The organism is Curtobacterium subtropicum (assembly GCF_030362975.1).
Taxonomy (GTDB): Bacteria; Actinomycetota; Actinomycetes; order Actinomycetales; family Microbacteriaceae; genus Curtobacterium; species Curtobacterium subtropicum.
This window is the reverse complement of record NZ_JAUCMM010000001.1, coordinates 612,951-629,353: the sequence shown is the minus strand read 5'-3', so window position 1 is coordinate 629,353 and position 16,403 is coordinate 612,951. Positions and strand designations below refer to the sequence as shown.

At 72.2% G+C, this 16,403-nt stretch carries 14 protein-coding genes; 6 read left to right on the top strand and 8 right to left on the bottom strand.

Annotated features, from left to right (window positions below):
- Nucleotides 1-130 precede the first annotated feature (130 nt).
- The 5 genes from QUG98_RS02860 to QUG98_RS02840 form a co-directional block, all read right to left on the bottom strand.
- Nucleotides 131-712 (bottom strand): PadR family transcriptional regulator, encoded by a 582-nt coding sequence (locus tag QUG98_RS02860; RefSeq protein ID WP_289469115.1) that lies wholly within the window; start codon nucleotides 710-712, stop codon nucleotides 131-133.
- Nucleotides 709-1,578 (bottom strand): DUF4097 family beta strand repeat-containing protein, encoded by an 870-nt coding sequence (locus tag QUG98_RS02855; RefSeq protein WP_289469114.1) that lies wholly within the window; start codon nucleotides 1,576-1,578, stop codon nucleotides 709-711. Before QUG98_RS02855 ends, QUG98_RS02860 begins: the two co-directional genes overlap by 4 nt.
- Nucleotides 1,579-1,740: 162 nt before the next feature.
- Nucleotides 1,741-3,048, bottom strand: coding sequence for an ABC transporter substrate-binding protein (locus QUG98_RS02850; RefSeq protein WP_289469113.1), 1,308 nt, complete (start codon nucleotides 3,046-3,048; stop codon nucleotides 1,741-1,743).
- Between the two features lie 86 nt (nucleotides 3,049-3,134).
- Nucleotides 3,135-4,037: a carbohydrate ABC transporter permease gene (locus QUG98_RS02845; RefSeq protein ID WP_289469112.1), complete on the bottom strand. Its 903-nt coding sequence runs from the start codon at nucleotides 4,035-4,037 to the stop codon at nucleotides 3,135-3,137.
- A 10-nt stretch (nucleotides 4,038-4,047) separates the two neighbouring features.
- A complete protein-coding gene (locus QUG98_RS02840) occupies nucleotides 4,048-5,004 on the bottom strand; it encodes a carbohydrate ABC transporter permease (RefSeq protein ID WP_082688224.1) in 957 nt (318 codons plus the stop codon).
- A 139-nt stretch (nucleotides 5,005-5,143) separates the two neighbouring features.
- Between QUG98_RS02840 and QUG98_RS02835 the strand changes: the two genes are divergently transcribed.
- The 4 genes from QUG98_RS02835 to QUG98_RS02820 are packed head-to-tail and all read left to right on the top strand — an operon-like array spanning nucleotide 5,144 to nucleotide 9,523.
- Nucleotides 5,144-6,364: an ROK family transcriptional regulator gene (locus tag QUG98_RS02835; protein ID WP_082687703.1), complete on the top strand. Its 1,221-nt coding sequence runs from the start codon at nucleotides 5,144-5,146 to the stop codon at nucleotides 6,362-6,364.
- Nucleotides 6,361-7,440, top strand: coding sequence for an ROK family protein (locus tag QUG98_RS02830; RefSeq protein WP_289469111.1), 1,080 nt, complete (start codon nucleotides 6,361-6,363; stop codon nucleotides 7,438-7,440). Before QUG98_RS02835 ends, QUG98_RS02830 begins: the two co-directional genes overlap by 4 nt.
- A 38-nt stretch (nucleotides 7,441-7,478) precedes the next feature.
- Entirely contained in the window at nucleotides 7,479-8,495 is a 1,017-nt protein-coding gene (locus QUG98_RS02825) for a Gfo/Idh/MocA family protein (protein ID WP_289469110.1), read from the top strand.
- Nucleotides 8,492-9,523, top strand: coding sequence for a Gfo/Idh/MocA family protein (locus tag QUG98_RS02820; RefSeq protein ID WP_289469109.1), 1,032 nt, complete (start codon nucleotides 8,492-8,494; stop codon nucleotides 9,521-9,523). Before QUG98_RS02825 ends, QUG98_RS02820 begins: the two co-directional genes overlap by 4 nt.
- Before the next feature lie 69 nt (nucleotides 9,524-9,592).
- On the opposite strand, the gene QUG98_RS02815 is transcribed toward QUG98_RS02820, so the two are convergent.
- Together QUG98_RS02815 and yczE are read right to left on the bottom strand one after the other, a co-directional pair.
- A complete protein-coding gene (locus QUG98_RS02815; protein ID WP_289469108.1) occupies nucleotides 9,593-10,462 on the bottom strand; it encodes a sugar phosphate isomerase/epimerase family protein in 870 nt (289 codons plus the stop codon).
- On the bottom strand, nucleotides 10,405-11,151 hold the full coding sequence (gene yczE / locus QUG98_RS02810) for a membrane protein YczE (protein WP_289469107.1): 747 nt from the start codon (nucleotides 11,149-11,151) through the stop codon (nucleotides 10,405-10,407). The genes QUG98_RS02815 and yczE overlap by 58 nt, the downstream gene beginning before the upstream one ends.
- 61 nt (nucleotides 11,152-11,212) lie before the next feature.
- Here yczE and yczR point away from each other — a divergent pair, with 61 nt between their 5' ends.
- Nucleotides 11,213-12,664 carry a MocR-like transcription factor YczR gene (gene yczR / locus QUG98_RS02805; protein ID WP_289469106.1) on the top strand — a complete coding sequence of 484 codons (1,452 nt, stop codon included), beginning with the start codon at nucleotides 11,213-11,215 and terminating at the stop codon, nucleotides 12,662-12,664.
- 72 nt (nucleotides 12,665-12,736) lie between these two features.
- Nucleotides 12,737-16,066 (top strand): efflux RND transporter permease subunit, encoded by a 3,330-nt coding sequence (locus QUG98_RS02800; protein ID WP_289469105.1) that lies wholly within the window; start codon nucleotides 12,737-12,739, stop codon nucleotides 16,064-16,066.
- Between the two features lie 54 nt (nucleotides 16,067-16,120).
- Here the strand turns inward: QUG98_RS02800 and QUG98_RS02795 are convergent, their stop codons facing one another.
- Nucleotides 16,121-16,375, bottom strand: a complete 255-nt coding sequence (locus QUG98_RS02795; RefSeq protein ID WP_058728551.1) for a hypothetical protein — start codon at nucleotides 16,373-16,375, stop codon at nucleotides 16,121-16,123.
- Nucleotides 16,376-16,403: the final 28 nt, after the last annotated feature.

Genomic DNA, 16,403 nt, shown 5'->3' with positions numbered 1-16,403 from the left:
TGCGCGCCCGAGTCAACACTGTGGGAACGGACAGGCGGTACCGCCCGCGCGACGGGCGTGCGCCGACGGTGCAGCGGACGGAGCAGCGGACGGGAGGCGCGGATCGCCACCACCCGTCCGCCGGCGGCCGTCAGACGGAGCGGCGCAGGGCCTCCAGACCGTCCCGCAGGCGCGTCACGGTGTCCTCGGTGAGGGTCCCGCGCGTCGCCCGGCGACGCAGGTCCGCCCGGACCTGCTGGCGGAACGCCGCGATCGCCATCTCCACCTCGCGCAGGGCGCGGGAGCCCTCCGTCGGGACGTCGACCGGCTCGTCGGCGGTCTGCCCGCGCGGGGCCTGCGCGCTCGCGGCGAGGTCCGCGCGGAGGGAGCGCATGGCCTCGCCGACCGAGGCGCGGACGCCGTCGGCCAGGGACCGCACGGAGTCGGCGACCCCGGACTCGACCGCCGCGAGCTCCTCGGCGCGGGCGTCGAGCTCGGCGCGACCGGCGTCGGTGACGGCGTAGACGGTCTTGCGGCCGTCGACGGTCTTCGTGACGAGCCCCTCGGACTCGAGCTTGGCGAGCCGCGGGTACACGGTGCCGGCGCTCGGGACGTACGCGCCGCCGAAGCGCTCGCCGAGGGCCTGGATGAGCTCGTAGCCGTGCATCGGACGGTCGGCGAGCATGGCGAGCAGCGACAGGCGCAGGTGGCCGTGCGCGAACACGGGGCTCATTCGGGCACCACCGTCTCGTCGTCGTTGTTGGTCGGGCCGGTCGGCGCGGTCGCTCCGTCCGTCGCGGACACGGGCGGCGCGTGCAGGACCGCGATGTCGCCGGAGACCGAGTTGACCTTCAGGTCGAGCCACTGCCCGGACAGCTCCCCGCCCTGCTTGACGTACGAGCCGCGCACCCCGCGGATCTCGGAGTCGTCGAACTGCAGCTTGCCGGACGCCGTGCTGACGGTGCAGCGGTAGGGGACGCCGTCCTCGAGCCGGATGCTCACCGAGCCGGACACCGTGTTGATGCGGGCGGCGTCGGGGGTGCCCTGCAGGTCGAGCACCACGTCGGCGTTCACCCCGTCGGCCGTGAAGCGGGGGATCGCTCCCGTCGCGACGACGTCGCCGGACACGGTGCGGAGGGTCAGCGCGCCGTCGAGGTCGCGGACCGTGGTCGACCCGGAGACGGCGTGCACGGCGAGGTCGCCCGCGAGCCCGTCGACGACGACGTCGCCCGAGACGGTGTTCAGCGACGCCCCGCGGTTCGTGCCGGAGAGCAGGACGCCGGCCGAGACCACGCCGATCGTGACGCGGGCGTCGCGGGGGACGAGCACGCTGACGTCGGCTGTGGCGCGGCCGCGGAACGACTTCAGGAACCCGAGCGGGTCGTCCCACCGGATCTGCGGGTGGTCGATGGTGAGCGTGTCGCCGTCCAGTTCGATCTTGAGCGGCTTGCCGGACACGCCGTGCACCTCGACCCGGGCGGTCGGTTCGTCGTGGGCGACGACGTCGACCTGTCCGCCGGCGAGTCCGACGCGCAGGGCGCGGACGATGCCGGTGTCGATCACCTTGGGCTCCTCGACGAGCCACTTCTCCTGGGCCATGTTGCCTCCTCGAACTCGCGTTGTATCGCGTGTGGAAGTCACGATACATCGCGTTCCGCGAGTTGTCACCGGGTCAAGGCGCGGAACGGCCGGTCGCCACCGGGTCGGGACGCGGAACGGCCCCGCTCCCGGTCGGGAGCGGGGCCGTCCTGTGGCCAGGGCCTACTTCGCGGCGTCGTCCAGTGCTGCCTGGGCCTTCTCCGCCGCTGCGTCGAGGGCCTCCTTCGGGCTGGTCTTCAGCAGCATCGCGGACTGCAGCTGCGTCGACAGGGCGGCGCTCACCTCGCCGTACGCGGTGATCGACGGGCGGGCCTTGGCGTACTCGAGCTCGTCGGCGAAGGCCTTCAGACGGGGGTTCTCCTCCAGGTACTTCTTCCACGTGGCGTTGTCCGCCGTGGCCTGGTTCGCGGGGAGCAGGCCGGTCGCGATGTCCCACTTCGCCTGGGTGTCCGGGCTGAGCCACCACTGCAGGAACTTCCACGAGGCGTCCTGCTTCGCCGAGGTCGTCTTGATGATGTACGAGTTGTTCGTGCCGAGGTTCATCGCGGGCTGCTCGATGCCGGGCAGCGCGAAGACGCCGACGTTGTCCTTGCCGAGCGTGCTGTCGATGGTCGACAGGTCGTACGCGCCGGTGATCGCCATCGCGGCCTTCTTCGACGTGAGCGCGGGGACGGCGCCGTTCGTCGAGGTGGTCAGGAGCGACTGTGGGTAGGCCGAGCCGTCCTGCAGCATGTCCGTCCACGCCGTGAGCGCCTTCACGCCCGCGTCGCTGTTGAACTCGACCTTCGTGTTGTCCTCGTTGAGGAACTCGCCGCCGGCGCCCCAGAGCATCGACTGCCAGGTGAAGACCGGCCACTCACCGGTGCCGATCGGCAGGTAGGCGCCGTACTGGGTCGTGCCCTTCGTGAGCTTCTTCGCGTCGTCCTGGAACTCCGCCCACGTCTTCGGGGTGTCGGTGATCCCGGCCTCCTTGAACATCTCCTTGTTGTAGACGACGGCGTAGTCGCCGATGTCGGTCGGCAGCGTGTACTGCTTGCCGTCGAACTCGCCGGTCGAGAGCATGCCCTCGGTGAAGCTGTCCTTCGTGACGTCACCGCTGGACAGGTAGTCCTCGAGCGGCAGGACCTTGCCGGTCTGGATGACCTCACCGGTCTGCTGCGGCGTGCTGTCGCCGAGCACCATGTCGGGGCCGGTGTCGTTCTTCAGCGCGTTGATGAGCTTCGCGTCGAACTGGTCGGACGAGGCTGCGTACTGCGGCTGGACGTCGATCTCGTCCTGCGAGGAGTTGTACTCGTCGATGAGCTTCTTCACCTCGGTGGCCTGGGGCCCCGTGTAGTTGTGCCAGACCGTGATCGTGGTCTTGCCGCCGCTGCCGCCGGAGTTGCCGGTGACGGAGCCGCCGGAACACCCGGACAGGGCCAGTGCGGCGCCCACGGCGAGGGCCGTGGCACCGAGCAGTCGCTTGCGCATGAGTCGTCCTTTCTCGGACTTCGGGTGGAGCGAAGGGTGATGAGGAGGAGTGGAGCGAGGGGTGGTGCGGGAAGGGTGGAACGGGATCAGCGGAGTCCGCCGGCCATGGCCGACACGATCTGCTTCTGGAAGATGATGAAGACGATGAAGACCGGCAGGATCGCCAGCGTCGAGCCGGCCATCAGCAGGTTGAAGCTCTGGCTCGCGTTCGCGGACTGCAGCTGCGTGAGGCCGACGGAGACCGTGAAGAACTCGGTGCGCGACGCCACGAGGAACTGGAAGAAGAAGTTGTTCCAGTTGTAGACGAACGACAGGACCGCGAAGGACCCGATCATCGGGGTCGCCATCGGCGTCACGACGGACCACATCCGCCGCCACACCCCGGCACCGTCGACCCGGCTGGCGTCCTCGATCTCGCTCGGGAACGAGGTGAAGAACTGCCGGAACAGGAAGGTGCCGAGGATCGACGGGATGTTCGGGACGATGAGGCCCTGGTAGCTGTTCAGCCAGTGCAGCGACGACAGCAGGGTGATGAGCGGCGTGAACACGACCTCGAACGGCACGAGGAGCGCCGCGAGCAGGACGACGAACACGATGTTCTTGCCCGGGAACTTCAGCCGCGAGAACGCGAAGCCCGCGGCGAGGCTCGTCACGATCTGCCCGGCCGTGGTCGCGATGGCCACGACGGTGGAGTTGAAGAAGTACAGCCCGAAGGGGGCGACGGTGAAGATGTCGGTGTAGTTCGACAGCTCCCACTGGCGCGGCAGGAAGGTCGGCGGGAAGGCGAGCGCCTCCTCCGAGGACTTGAAGCTCGTCAGCAGCATCCAGAGGAACGGGCCGAAGAACAGCACGACCGCGACGAGCAGGATGACGTGCCGCAGGACGGCGGGCGAGTGCTTGCGGAACAGCACGCCGAACGGGCGGCTGCGGTGCGGACGGGAGGCGCGGCGCGCGTCCGACGGGAGAGCACGGGAGGCGATCTGGGTCACGGTGGCGGTCCTAGTTCAGCTCGATGGGGTCGCGGCGGTTGATGACCCGCAGCTGGACGACCGCGACGAGGATGCCGACGATGAGCAGGAGGACGGCGGCGGCACTGGCCGAGCCGCCGTGGAAGAACACGAAGCCCTGGTTGTAGATGTAGTAGAGGATCGTCTCGCTCGAGTTGATCGGGCCGCCCTGGGTCAGGACGTAGACCTGCGTGAAGACCTGCAGGGCACCGATCACCCCGGTGATGGCGAGGAAGCCGGTGGTCGGCGCGACCAGGGGGAGCGAGATCCGGAAGAAGCGGCGGATCGGGCCGGCGCCGTCGAGCGTCGCGGCCTCCATGTAGGAGGCCGGGATGTTCGTGAGCGCGGCCGAGTAGATGATCATCGTGTAGCCGACGCCCTGCCAGATCGAGAACACGATCACCGAGACCAGCGCCCACGGCTCCGAGGTCAGGAAGCCGATCGGGGGTGCGCCGAGCGCGGTCACGACACCGTTCACCAGGCCGCCGAGCGGCGACAGGATGAAGCTGAAGATCAGCGCGCTGCCGACGATCGGGGCGATGTACGGCACGAAGAGCAGTGCGCGGTAGACCCCGCGGCCGCGGAACGGCTGGGCGAGCAGTGCCGCGAAGAACAGCCCGAGCGCCATCGTGATCGGCACCACGACCACCACGTACAGCGCGGTGTTGCCGGCGGCCCGCAGGAACTCGCCGTCCTGGAACAGCCCGGTGAAGTTCGACAGGCCCACGAAGCCGTTCGTCTCGCCGGACGCGGGGTTCCAGTCCGTGAACGAGTAGTAGACCGTCTGCGCCAGCGGGTACAGGTAGAACAGCGCCAGCAGCACCGTCGTCGGGGCGATGAGCACGTAGCCCGCCCTGCCCTCGCGTCGTTCCATCCGGCTCGCGTCCGCGGTGGACGACCGTCGACCGGGAACGCGCACCCTGGTCGGGTTCTGAACCGCACTCGTCATGCGGACCTCCTCTTGGCTCGTCGTTGAACGCTAGGAATCGGCTGTTTCGAGCAGATTACCGTTCGATCACCAAAAGTAAATAGTCGAATCTGCAACGACTTCGTTCGGCAATCGACCGTTTCCTCGCTACAGTGACGGCATGCACGAGCAGCACTTCCAGGACATGGACCGGAGTCCGGGGTCCGTCGGGGACGTCCTCCGACTGATCCGCGTCTCGGACACGACCTCGCGCTCGAGCATCGCCAGGAGCACCGGTCTCGCCCCCTCCACCGCCTCGGCCCGGGTCGACGCGCTGACCGCGCTCGGACTCGTGCGCGAGAGCGGCGCCGAGGGGTCCCGCGGTGGTCGACGCGCTCGCCGCCTCGAACTCGTCGCGGACGCCGGCTTCGTCGCCGCGGCCGACCTCGGCGCCCACCACGTGCGCATCGTGCTCACCGACCTGGCCGGCCGGATCGTCGCCGACACCGACGCGCTCGAGCACGGCGCAGCGACGGTGCCGGTCGCCGCGGGGCCGCGCGCCTCGGTCGCCGCGCTGTGGGACCGGTTCGTCGAGCTCGCCCGCGACAGCGGCCTGGACACGACCCGCTTCCGGGGTGCCGCGATCAGCGTGCCCGCACCCGTGTCGTACCCGGGCGGCAGCATCGCGACACCGTCCTTCGAGCCGTCGTGGCACGGCGCCGTGCTGCCCGAGCTCTTCGCCGAGCACACCGACGCCCCGGTGCTCGTGGAGAACGACGCGAACCTCATCGCCCTGGCCGAGCGTCCGGGTCCCGACCGCACGGGCACTCTCGTCGCGGTGAAGCTCGGCACCCGCATCGGCTCGGGTGTGCTGCTCGACGGGCGACTGCACCGCGGGGTGAGCGGCGCCGCCGGCGAGATCAGCCACACGCCCGTCGACGGCGAGGCCGCGATCGGCTGCACCTGCGGCGTGCCGGACTGCCTCGAGTCGGTGGCGTCCGGTGGCGCGATCGTCGCCCGGCTGCGCGCGGCCGGACGGCAGGTGAGCGGGACGAGCGACGTGCTCGCGCTCGCGGCGCAGGGCGACGCGGTCGTCCTCGACGAACTCCGCCGGGCGGGGGAGCACATCGGCCGGGTGCTCTCCGGCATCGTGAACTTCTGCAACCCGAGCGAGGTCGTGCTCGCGGGTGCGATGTCGGCGTCCTCCGTGCTGGTCGCGACGATCCGCGGCGAGCTCTACCGGTCGTGCCTGCCGATGGTGGCGGACGCCCTCGACGTCCGGGCGAGTGCCTCGCCGCGCGACGCCGGCATCCGTGGTGCGACGGTGCTCGCGATCGACGAGGTCCTCGCACCGGCGCGGATCGACGAGCTCGCCCGAGCGGCGGCGGAGCGCAGCGCATGACGAGCCCGGCGCGTCGCCCGAGGAGCCCGGCGCAGCGCACGACGAACCCGGCGCAGCGCGTGACGAGCGAAGCGCAGCGCGCGACGAGCGCAGCGCGGCCCGGCAGCCCGGAGCAGTCCGGGGCGATCGTGGCCGTCGACGTCGGCGGGACGACCGTCAAGGGGATGGTGCGGGTCGGCGAGGTCGTCCTCGACCGCGTGGTCGTGCCCACCCTCGGGCCGGTCGACCACGCCGACGCCGTCGGTGGCCCCGCGCTCGCCGCCGTCACCGCCGTGGTCGACCGCCTCGCCGCGGCCGCCACAGCCGCGGGCAACCCGCTCGCCGCCATCGGCCTCTGTACGCCGGGGGTCGTCGACGCCGAGACCGGGACCGTGCTCGTCGCCGTCAACCTCGACTGGCGCGACCTGCCGCTCGCCGCACTCCTGCGCGACCGGTACGGCGTCCCCGTCGCCGTCGCGCACGATGCCCGCGCCGCCGCGACCGCCGAGATCGCCGCCCGCACCGCAGCGGGTCGGGACGTCGCCGAGATGGTCTTCATCCCGATCGGCACCGGGGTTTCCGCGAGCCTGGTGGTCGACGGTCGCCTGGTGGTCGGCGCGGCGGGCGGTGCCGGCGAGGTCGGGCACGTCTGCGTCCGACCGGGCGGCGAGCAGTGCACGTGCGGGCAGCGCGGCTGCGTCGAGGTGTACGCCTCCGCACGGAACATCCGGCGCCGCTACCGCGAGGGCGGCGGCACCATCGACGGGGCGACCGACGAGATCGTCGCCGCCGTCGACACCGACCCGGTCGCCGCGGCGGTGTGGGACGACGCGGTCGACGCGCTCGCCGCCGGCATCGCGATCCTGTCCGCCGTGCTCGACCCGGCCGTGGTCGTCGTCGGCGGGGGACTCGGTGAGTCCGGGGAGCGCCTGCTCGCCCCGCTGCGCACCGCGGTGGACGCCCGGCTCGGGTGGCGTCCCGCACCCCGCATCGAGCAGTCCCTCGCGGGCTCCGGCGCCGGTCTGGCGGGAGCCGGCCTGCTCGCACGCACCGCCGCGGGGTCGAGCCCCGCCGCCGGACAGGACCCCACCCCATGACCACGGACACCGCTCCACCCACGAACCAGGAGGACCCCATGACCGCTCAGCGACTCCGGATCGGACTCGTCGGCGCGGGGGTGATCGCCCACGCGCACCTGCCGAACCTGCTCCGCACCGGGGACGTCGTCGTCTACTCCGAGGTCGGCGCCGAGGACCTCGTCGCAGCACACGGCGGCGAGGTGGTCGACTCGCTCGACGAACTCCTCGCCCGTGTCGACGTGGTGGACGTCGTCGTCCCCACGTACGCCCACGCCGAGGTCGTGCGCGCCGCGCTCGCCGCCGGCAAGGACGTCATCAGCGAGAAGCCGCTCGCCCGCACCGACGCGGACGCCGACGACCTGGTCCGGCTGGCGCACGAGACCGGTCGCCAGCTCTACCCCGCGCACGTGGTCCGCTACTTCCCGGAGTACGTCCGGCTGAAGGCCGCGGTCGAGGCCGGGCAGCTCGGCGAACTGGCCGTCCTGCGCTTCGTCCGCTCCGGCGCGTTCCCGACCCGGTCCGCCTGGTTCGCCGACCCCGAGCTGTCGGGCGGCATCATCATGGACCAGATGATCCACGACCTGGACATCGCCCGGTGGATCGCCGGCGACGTCGTCCGGGTCAGCGCCGTGCACGTCCGGAAGGGCACCGTCGACCACCCCGTCGAGGCGGCGCACGTGCTGCTCACCCACGAGTCCGGCGCGATCAGCCACGTCGCCGGCATCTGGGGCCCGGCGCACCTGCCGTTCGTCACCGAGTTCTCCGCCACCGGCACGCTCGGCAGCCTGTCGCACGACTCCCGAGCGGAGCGGAACTACACCGCCGAGCTCCTCGACGAGGCGGGGGTCGGCGGGGACCTGCCGGAGCTCGACCCCGCCGAGGACCCGTACTTCCTCGAGATCCGCGAGTACCTCGGTGCCTTCCGGGGCGGCGCGGTGCCCCGCGTCTCCGCCGAGGACGGCGCCACCGCGGTCCGCATCGTCAACGCCGCGCTGCGGTCGGTCGCGACGGGGCAGCCCGTCGACCTCGAGCCCGTCCGGGCCACCGGGACGCACGAAGGGGCGACGGCATGAGCGCCCTGCGCATCGGCGTCCTGTCGTTCGCGCACACGCACGCGCTGTCCTACCTGTCGGCGCTGCAGGCGATGCTCGACGTCGAGGTCGTCGGCACCGACCCGGACGGCACCTCGACGGGCACCGAGCTCGTCGACCTGCGCGGTCGCGAGCTCGCCGACGCCCTCGGGGTCGCGTACGTCGACACCGTCGAGGAACTCCTGGCGAGCGGGGTCGACGCCGTCGTGGTCACGAGCGAGAACGCCCGGCACCGTGCGCTCGTCGAACAGGCCGCCGCCGCGGGGGCACACGTGCTCTGCGAGAAGCCCCTGGCCACGACGTGGGAGGACGGGCTCGCCATGCGCGCCGCCGCCGAGGCCGCGGGTGTGCTGCTCATGGTCGCCTTCCCGGTCCGGTTCGCGAGCACGTTCGCCCGGCTCGCCGCGACGAAGCGGTCCGGCCGTCTCGGCGAGGTCTTCTCGGTCCGCGGGGCGAACAACGGCATGCTGCCGCTGACCCGCTCGTGGTTCACCGAGCCGGAGCTGTCCGGTGGCGGCGCGATCGTCGACCACGTGGTGCACATCGCCGACCTGCTCGACGAGCTGCTGGACGGTACGCCGGCCGAGACCGTCACCGCCGTGACGAACCGCGTGCTGCACGCCGAGCGCGCGCAGGCCGAGACCGCGGGCCTGGTCACGATCACCTACGCGGACGGTACGATCGCGGCGATCGACTGCTCGTGGAGCCGTCCGGACACCTCGCCGACGTGGGGTGGGCTCGCGCTCACCGTCGTCGGGACCGAGGGATCGGTCGACGTCGACTTCTTCCGGCCGAGCGTGCGGGGTCTCGACGCGGCGACCGGGCGTTCGGTCGTCCTGCCGTACGGACCGGACTTCGACGCGGCACTGCTCGACACCTTCGTCGGTGCGGTCCGCTCCGGCGAGCAGCCCCAGCCCGATGCGGCCGTCGGACTGCGCACCCTGGCGATCGTGCTGGCGGCGCAGGAGTCGGCCGCGACCGGCGAGACGGTGCGGGTGCGGTCCGTCTGACCCGACCGAAGACGGACGGGAGGCGCGTGGCGGCCCCGCCACGCGCCTCCCGTCCGTCGAGTGACCGACTCAGGAACCGCCGGCCGCCGCCCACAGACGGCGGGCGTTCGCGAGTCCGCGCTCGACGGCGTCGACGTCGTCCTCGAGCCCCTCGAACTCGATCGAGACGGGTCCGTCGAACCCGCTCGCGACGATCCGCTCCACGATCCGGCCGAGCGGCAGGTCACCGTGCCCGACGACCGTGCCGAGCACCGCGCGACCGGCCAGCGTGGTGAGCCAGCCGTCCGCCGCGGGCGGGGTCTCGCGCACCAGGAAGTCCTTGAGGTGCACGACCGCCGCGACCGGCAGCACCCGCTGCACCGCGCGGAGCGGGTCGTCGTCGAGGCACACGAAGTTGCCGACGTCGAGCAGGGCGCGGAAGCCCGGGTGGTCGACCTCGTGCACGAGCCGCAGGATGCGCTCGCTGTCGTTGAAGGCGAAGCCGTGGTTCTCGACCATCGTCGTGATGCCCAGCGTCGCGGCGTGCTCGGCGACCGCGCGGCAGACCGGCACGACCTGCGCGAGCACGCGCTCGAACTCCGCGTGGTCGGCGTCCCGCCAGGCCCACGGGACGACGTCGTGGCGCAGGTGCGTGATGCCGAGTCGGTGCGCCACGTCGAGGTGCTCGTGGACGCGGGCGACCTCGGCGTCGACGGTCGCCGGGTCCGAGAAGTCCGCACCGATCACGTGGTTCGCGAGCCCGATCCCGCGCGCGGCGGCGTGCTCACGCAGCCGGTCGACGAGCTCGGGCTGCCGGGGGAGGTCGTCGCCGAACCCGCCCGCCGCGATCTCGAGGTGCTGGCCGCCGGCCGCCGCGACGCGGTCGACGACGTCGAAGATCGTCAGCGCACCGCGCTGGAGCGAGCGGGCGTAGCTGTAGGACGAGACTCCGAGTCGCATGGCGCGACCCTAGCGGCAGCGGTCTCGTCGCCACCAGGGGTCGTCCCGGAACCGTGGACGGAGCCGGTCGTCCCGTCGTCCGTCCGTGTCGGCGACCACGGCAGTCGGCGGAACAGCGGCATGAGCGGCTGCACCATCGGCCCGATCGCGAACGCCGCGACCACCGTGCCGACCCCGACGTCGCCACCGAGCAGCCACCCGACCAGGACGACGGTGACCTCGATGACGGTGCGCGCGAGCCAGAGCGGCCAGCCGAACCGCTCGTGCACGCCGACCATCAGTCCGTCCCGTGCGCCGGCACCGAGCCCGGCGCCGATGTAGCAGGCCGTCGCGACCGCGAGCAGCGCGAGCCCCGCGGCGAACAGCAGGACGCGGGGGACCAGGCCGTCGGGCTCGGGCACGAGCCAGAGCACCAGGTCGGCGGACGGTCCGATCGCCAGCACGTTGCACAGCGTGCCGATGCCGGGCTTCTGGCGGAGCGGGATCCAGAGCAGCAGGATGACGACGCTCGACACGACCGTGACGACGCCGAACGACCACGGCAGGACGTTCTCCAGGCCCTGCGTGAGCACCGTCCACGAGCCCACGCCGACGACCGCGCGGACCTGCAGCGCGGTCGAGGCGCCGTAGAGGAAGAGTCCGACGGCGAGTTGGACGAAGCGGAGCACGAGGGCGGTGGATCGGGGCATGACCCGATGCTGGGCCCAGATTGGCATGGCCGTCGAGAGCCAATCGCGCTAGCGTGGCTCCGTGCCCCCGGTCTCCCTCAGTGCCCGCGCCGCCGCCCTGCTGCTCGCCGACTGGCGGGACGGCACCGACGCCCCCGCGTACGAGGCGCTGTCCGACGCCGTCCGCGTGCTCGTCATCGACGGGCGGGTGCCGCTCGGCGTCCGCCTCCCCGCCGAACGCGGGCTGGCCGAGGCCCTCGGGGTCTCGCGGACGACCGTCGCCAACGCGTACGCCCGGCTGCGGGACGACGGGTTCGTCGTGTCGCTGCGAGGCTCCGGCAGCGTCGTGCACCTGCCACGCGACCTGGCCGGACGCCCGGACCCCGAGTGGCTCGGCGGCGTCGTGCCCGGCGACCTGCTGGACCTGCGGAAGGCTGCGCTGCACGCCGCACCCGATGTCGCCGAGGCCGTCGAGCGGGCCGTCCGGCACGTGCCCGCCGCACTCGCCGGCATCGGGTACGACACCGTCGGCGACCCCGGGCTGCGCGCCGCCGTCGCCGCGCGCTACACCGAGCGCGGGCTGCCCACCGACCCCTCGCAGGTCGTCGTCACGATCGGCGCCCAGCACGCGATCGCGCTGCTCGCCCGTGTGCTCGTCCGCCGCGGCGACACCGTGCTCGTCGAGTCGCCGACGTACCCGCACGCGCACGAGGCCTTCCGGGAGGCCGGCGCGCGCCTCGTCGGCGTGCCCGTCGACGCCCGCGCGGGGTGGGACGCGGCCGCGCTCGAGACCACCCTGCGCCGGACGGCCCCGGCGGTCGCGTACGTCATGCCCGAACTCCACAACCCGACGGGGGCGACCATGACGGCCGACACCCGACGGCTGCTCCTCGACGTCGCGGCGACGACCGGCACGACGGTCGTCGCCGACGAGACGATGGGTGAGCTCCGCATCGACGGGGAGCCCGCGCCCCCGCTCGCCGTGGCCGACCCGTCGGGCGCCTCGGTCGTCATGATCGGGTCGGCCGCGAAGGTCTTCTGGGGCGGCCTGCGCATCGGCTGGGTCCGGGCAGCCCCCGAGCTCCTGCAGCGCCTGCTGCTCGCCCGTCCGACGGGCGACCTCGGCACGCCGGTCCTCGACCAGCTCGTCGCGCGTGAGCTCCTCCCGCGGACGGCGGCCGTCCTGGAGGCACGGCGCACCTTCCTGCGCGCCGGTCGCGACGAGCTCGTGGCCGGCCTGCGCGAGCGGCTGCCCGAGTGGGACGTCCCGTCACCGGCCGGCGGGTTGACGACGTGGGTCGGACTCGGGCGGCCGGTGTCGAGCGCACTCGTGCTCGCGGCGCGGGCCGAGGGGGTGGTGCTCGCCTCCGGCGGGGTGTTCGGTCCCGACGGCGGGTTCGAACGGTTCCTCCGCGTGCCGTTCACGATGGGCCCGACCGACCGGGAGCGCCTGGTCGACGTGCTCGGGCGTGCATGGTCGCGGATCGGCGGCGAGGGTGCGGGTACCCGGGGGTCGCTCGCCGCGGTGGTCTGACCGGTCGCACGTCCGTCCACGGATCCGCGTCCGGCGGTGTGGTTCGCAGGTGGAACTGCGAGGATCGGCGTCGTGCACCTCCTCTCGGTCTTCAGCCTCCGCAACCGGGCCCTCATCGCGCTCGTCACGATCGTCGTCGCGGTGTTCGGCGGCGTCGCGCTGACGAACCTCAAGCAGGAGCTCATCCCGAGCGTCCAGTTCCCCCAGGTGGCGATCGTCAGCGCATACCCCGGTGCCACGCCGGAGGTCGTGTCGAACGACGTGTCGACGAAGATCGAGCAGGCGATCCAGGTGGTGCCGAACCTCGAGTCGACGAGTGCGACGTCCTCGACCGGCCAGAGCGTCGTGTCGGCCTCGTTCGACTACGGGTCGAACCTGGCCAGCGCCGAGGACAAGATCCAGACCGCGGTGAACGCCCTGTCGCTGCCGGACACCGTGCAGACCCAGATCGTCACCGGGTCCTTCGACGACCTGCCCGTGCTGCAGCTCGCCGTCACGGCCTCGGGCAACCAGGAGCAGCTCGTCGACCGGTTGAACGCCACGGCGGTGCCCGACCTCGAGAAGCTCGACGGCGTGCGCCAGGCCGACGTCTTCGGCAACCCGGGGCGCCGCATCGTGATCACGCCGAACGAGGACGAGCTCGCGGCGCGCGGCCTCACGACGCAGTCGATCTCGGACGCCCTCGACGACAACGGCACGCTCATCCCCGGCGGCACGATCACCCAGGACGGCAAGACACTCTCGGTGCAGACCGGGCAGCGCATCGCATCGCTCGACGACATCCGCGGGCTGCCCCTGACAGCGTCGAGCGGATCGGGTTCGTCGGCCTCCTCAGGTTCGTCCGGGTCGCCGGGCGGCGGGACGGCCGCGGGCGGGACGGCCGCAGGTCAGGGCCAGACCGGTGCGAGCGGTACCGGGACGACCGTGACGGGCGGGACGGGCGCGAGCACGGCCTCCACGCCGACCTCGCTCGGTGACGTCGCGACCGTGCAGATCGAGGAGTCGCCGCGCACCTCGATCAGCCGCGTCGACGGCAAGACCGCGCTCACCATCGCGATCACGAAGACGCAGGAGGCGAACACGGTCGACGTCTCCGAGACCGTGAAGGACGCCCTGCCCGGCATCGAGGCCAAGGTCACCGGCGACCCGCAGTTCACCGTCGTGTTCGACCAGGCGCCCTACATCCAGCAGTCGATCGACTCCCTGGCCGAGGAAGGGCTGCTCGGCCTCGGGTTCGCGGTCGTCGTCATCCTGGTGTTCCTGCTGTCCTGGCGCTCGACGCTCGTGACCGCGATCTCGATCCCGACGTCGGTGCTGCTCGCCGCGATCGGCATGCAGGCCGCCGGGTACACCCTCAACATCATCACGCTCGCCGCGCTGACCATCGCGATCGGCCGAGTGGTCGACGACTCGATCGTCGTCATCGAGAACATCAAGCGGCACCTGCAACCCGGCGTCGACCGTGGGCGGGCGGTGCTCGACGCGGTGCGCGAGGTCGCCGGGGCCGTCACCGCCTCGACGCTCACGACCGTGGCGGTCTTCCTGCCGGTCGCGTTCGTCGCGGAGCTCGTCGGCGAGCTGTTCCGGCCCTTCGCGCTGACGGTGACGATGGCGCTGCTCGCGTCGCTGTTCGTGTCGCTGACGATCGTGCCGGTGCTCGCCTACTGGTGGCTCCGGGCGCCGAGGACCCACCGGCACGCGGCGACGCCGACCACGGGGTCGACGCCGACGGCGTCGTCGGGCACGCCGGCGTCGCCGACGGCTGCGTCACCCGCGGCTGCATCGTCGACCGGGGCGCTGGCGTCGGCCGACGACCTGCACGACGCCGGCACGTCCGACCGGCTGCGTCGCGGGTACCTGCCCGTCCTCCGCTGGGCGGTCGGCCGTCCGGCGCTCGTCCTCGTGCTCGCCCTGGTCGTCCTCGGCGGCACCGCTGCCGCCGTGCCCTTCGTCAAGACGAACTACCTCGGTGACTCGGGGCAGAACACCTTCACCGTGACGCAGGACCTCGAGCCCGGCACCAGCCTCGACGAGCAGTCGGACGCCGCACGCAAGGTCGAGCGGGTGCTGCAGGACGTCTCCGGCGTCGAGACCGTGCAGACCACGATCGGCTCGAGCGGCCAGTCCATCCAGGCTGCGTTCGGCGGGGGTGCCTCGGCGGCCGTGCAGTACAACGTCACGACCGACGCCGGCGCCGACCAGACGACGATCCAGTCCACCGCCCGCGACCGCATCGAGCGGATCGACGGCGTGGGCGAGGTCAGCCTGTCGAGCGCCGGCGGCGGATTCGGCGGGTCGAGCGACATCGAGGTCGACGTCACCGCACCGACCCAGTCCGAGCTGGAGACGGCGGCGAAGCAGGTCCTGACGACGATGCGCGACGTCGACGGGACCACCTCGGCGACGAGCAACCTGTCGGCAGCCGAGCCGTACCTGGCGGTACGGGTCGACCGGACGAAGGCCGCCGAGCGCGGGCTCACCGAGACCCAGGTCGGCGGGATCGTCGCGGCCGCGGTCTCACCGCGGGACACCGGCAGCGTCGAGATCGACGACGCCACCCTCGACGTGTACATCGCCGACCCGCAGCCGCCGACCACGATCGACGCGCTGAGGTCGCTGTCGATCCCGACCGCGAGCGGCGAGGTCCCGCTGACCGACGTCGCGACGGTCGAGCAGTCCGACGGGCCGACCACGATCACCACGTCGAACGCCGTGCGCACCGCGACGATCACCGTGACGCCGGACTCGACGAACCTCGGTCAGGCCGTGCAGAACGTGACGCAGGCCGTCGACGCCCTCGATCTGCCGAAGGGCGCGTCGGCGACGATCGGCGGTGTGGCGTCGAGCCAGTCGTCCGCCTTCAGCCAGCTGTTGCTCGCCGTGCTCGTCGCGATCCTGATCGTGTACGTGATCATGGTCGCGACCTTCCGGAGCCTGCTCCAGCCGATCCTGCTGCTGCTGTCGGTGCCGTTCGCCGCCACCGGAGCGCTGCTCCTGCAGATCGTGACGGGCATCCCGCTCGGGGTCGCCTCGCTCATCGGTCTGCTGATGCTCGTCGGCATCGTCGTCACGAACGCCATCGTGCTCATCGACCTGGTCAACCAGTACCGCCGCCGCGGGCTCCGCGTCCGCGAGGCGCTGATCGAGGGCGCGACCCGTCGACTCCGGCCGATCCTGATGACGGCACTCGCGACCATCTTCGCGCTGCTGCCGATGGCGATCGGGCTGACCGGCAAGTCGGGGTTCATCTCGCAGCCGCTCGCGCTGGTCGTCATCGGTGGCCTGGTGTCCTCGACGCTCCTGACCCTCGTGGTGCTGCCGGCGCTGTACTCGGTGGTCGAGGGCTTCCGGGAGCGTCGGGCCGACCGGAAGGCGGAGCGGGAGGCCGCGACGGAGCACTGAGGCGGTCGCGGTCGCGCGGATCGGCGCGGCCGCCGACCCGCTCTTCGGCTGCCGTCAGTCGCGGCTGCCGGACTCCTCGGCCTCGACCTGACGGAACCACGACACGAGCACGCACGTCAGGGTGACGAGGAACACGATCGCGGCGCCCTGCGCGGCGATCGCCATGTGACCGGTGACCGCCGAGTAGCCGCCGAAGGCCACGGCAGCGGTGAACGACAGCCCGAGGAGCAGCTCCGCGTAGGTCCGGACGGACGTCCGGGCGGGCCACTCGGTGACGGGGCGCGCGGTGCGGGTCGTGGTGTCGGTCACACTCCGAGTCTGCGGTCGCCGCTCGACC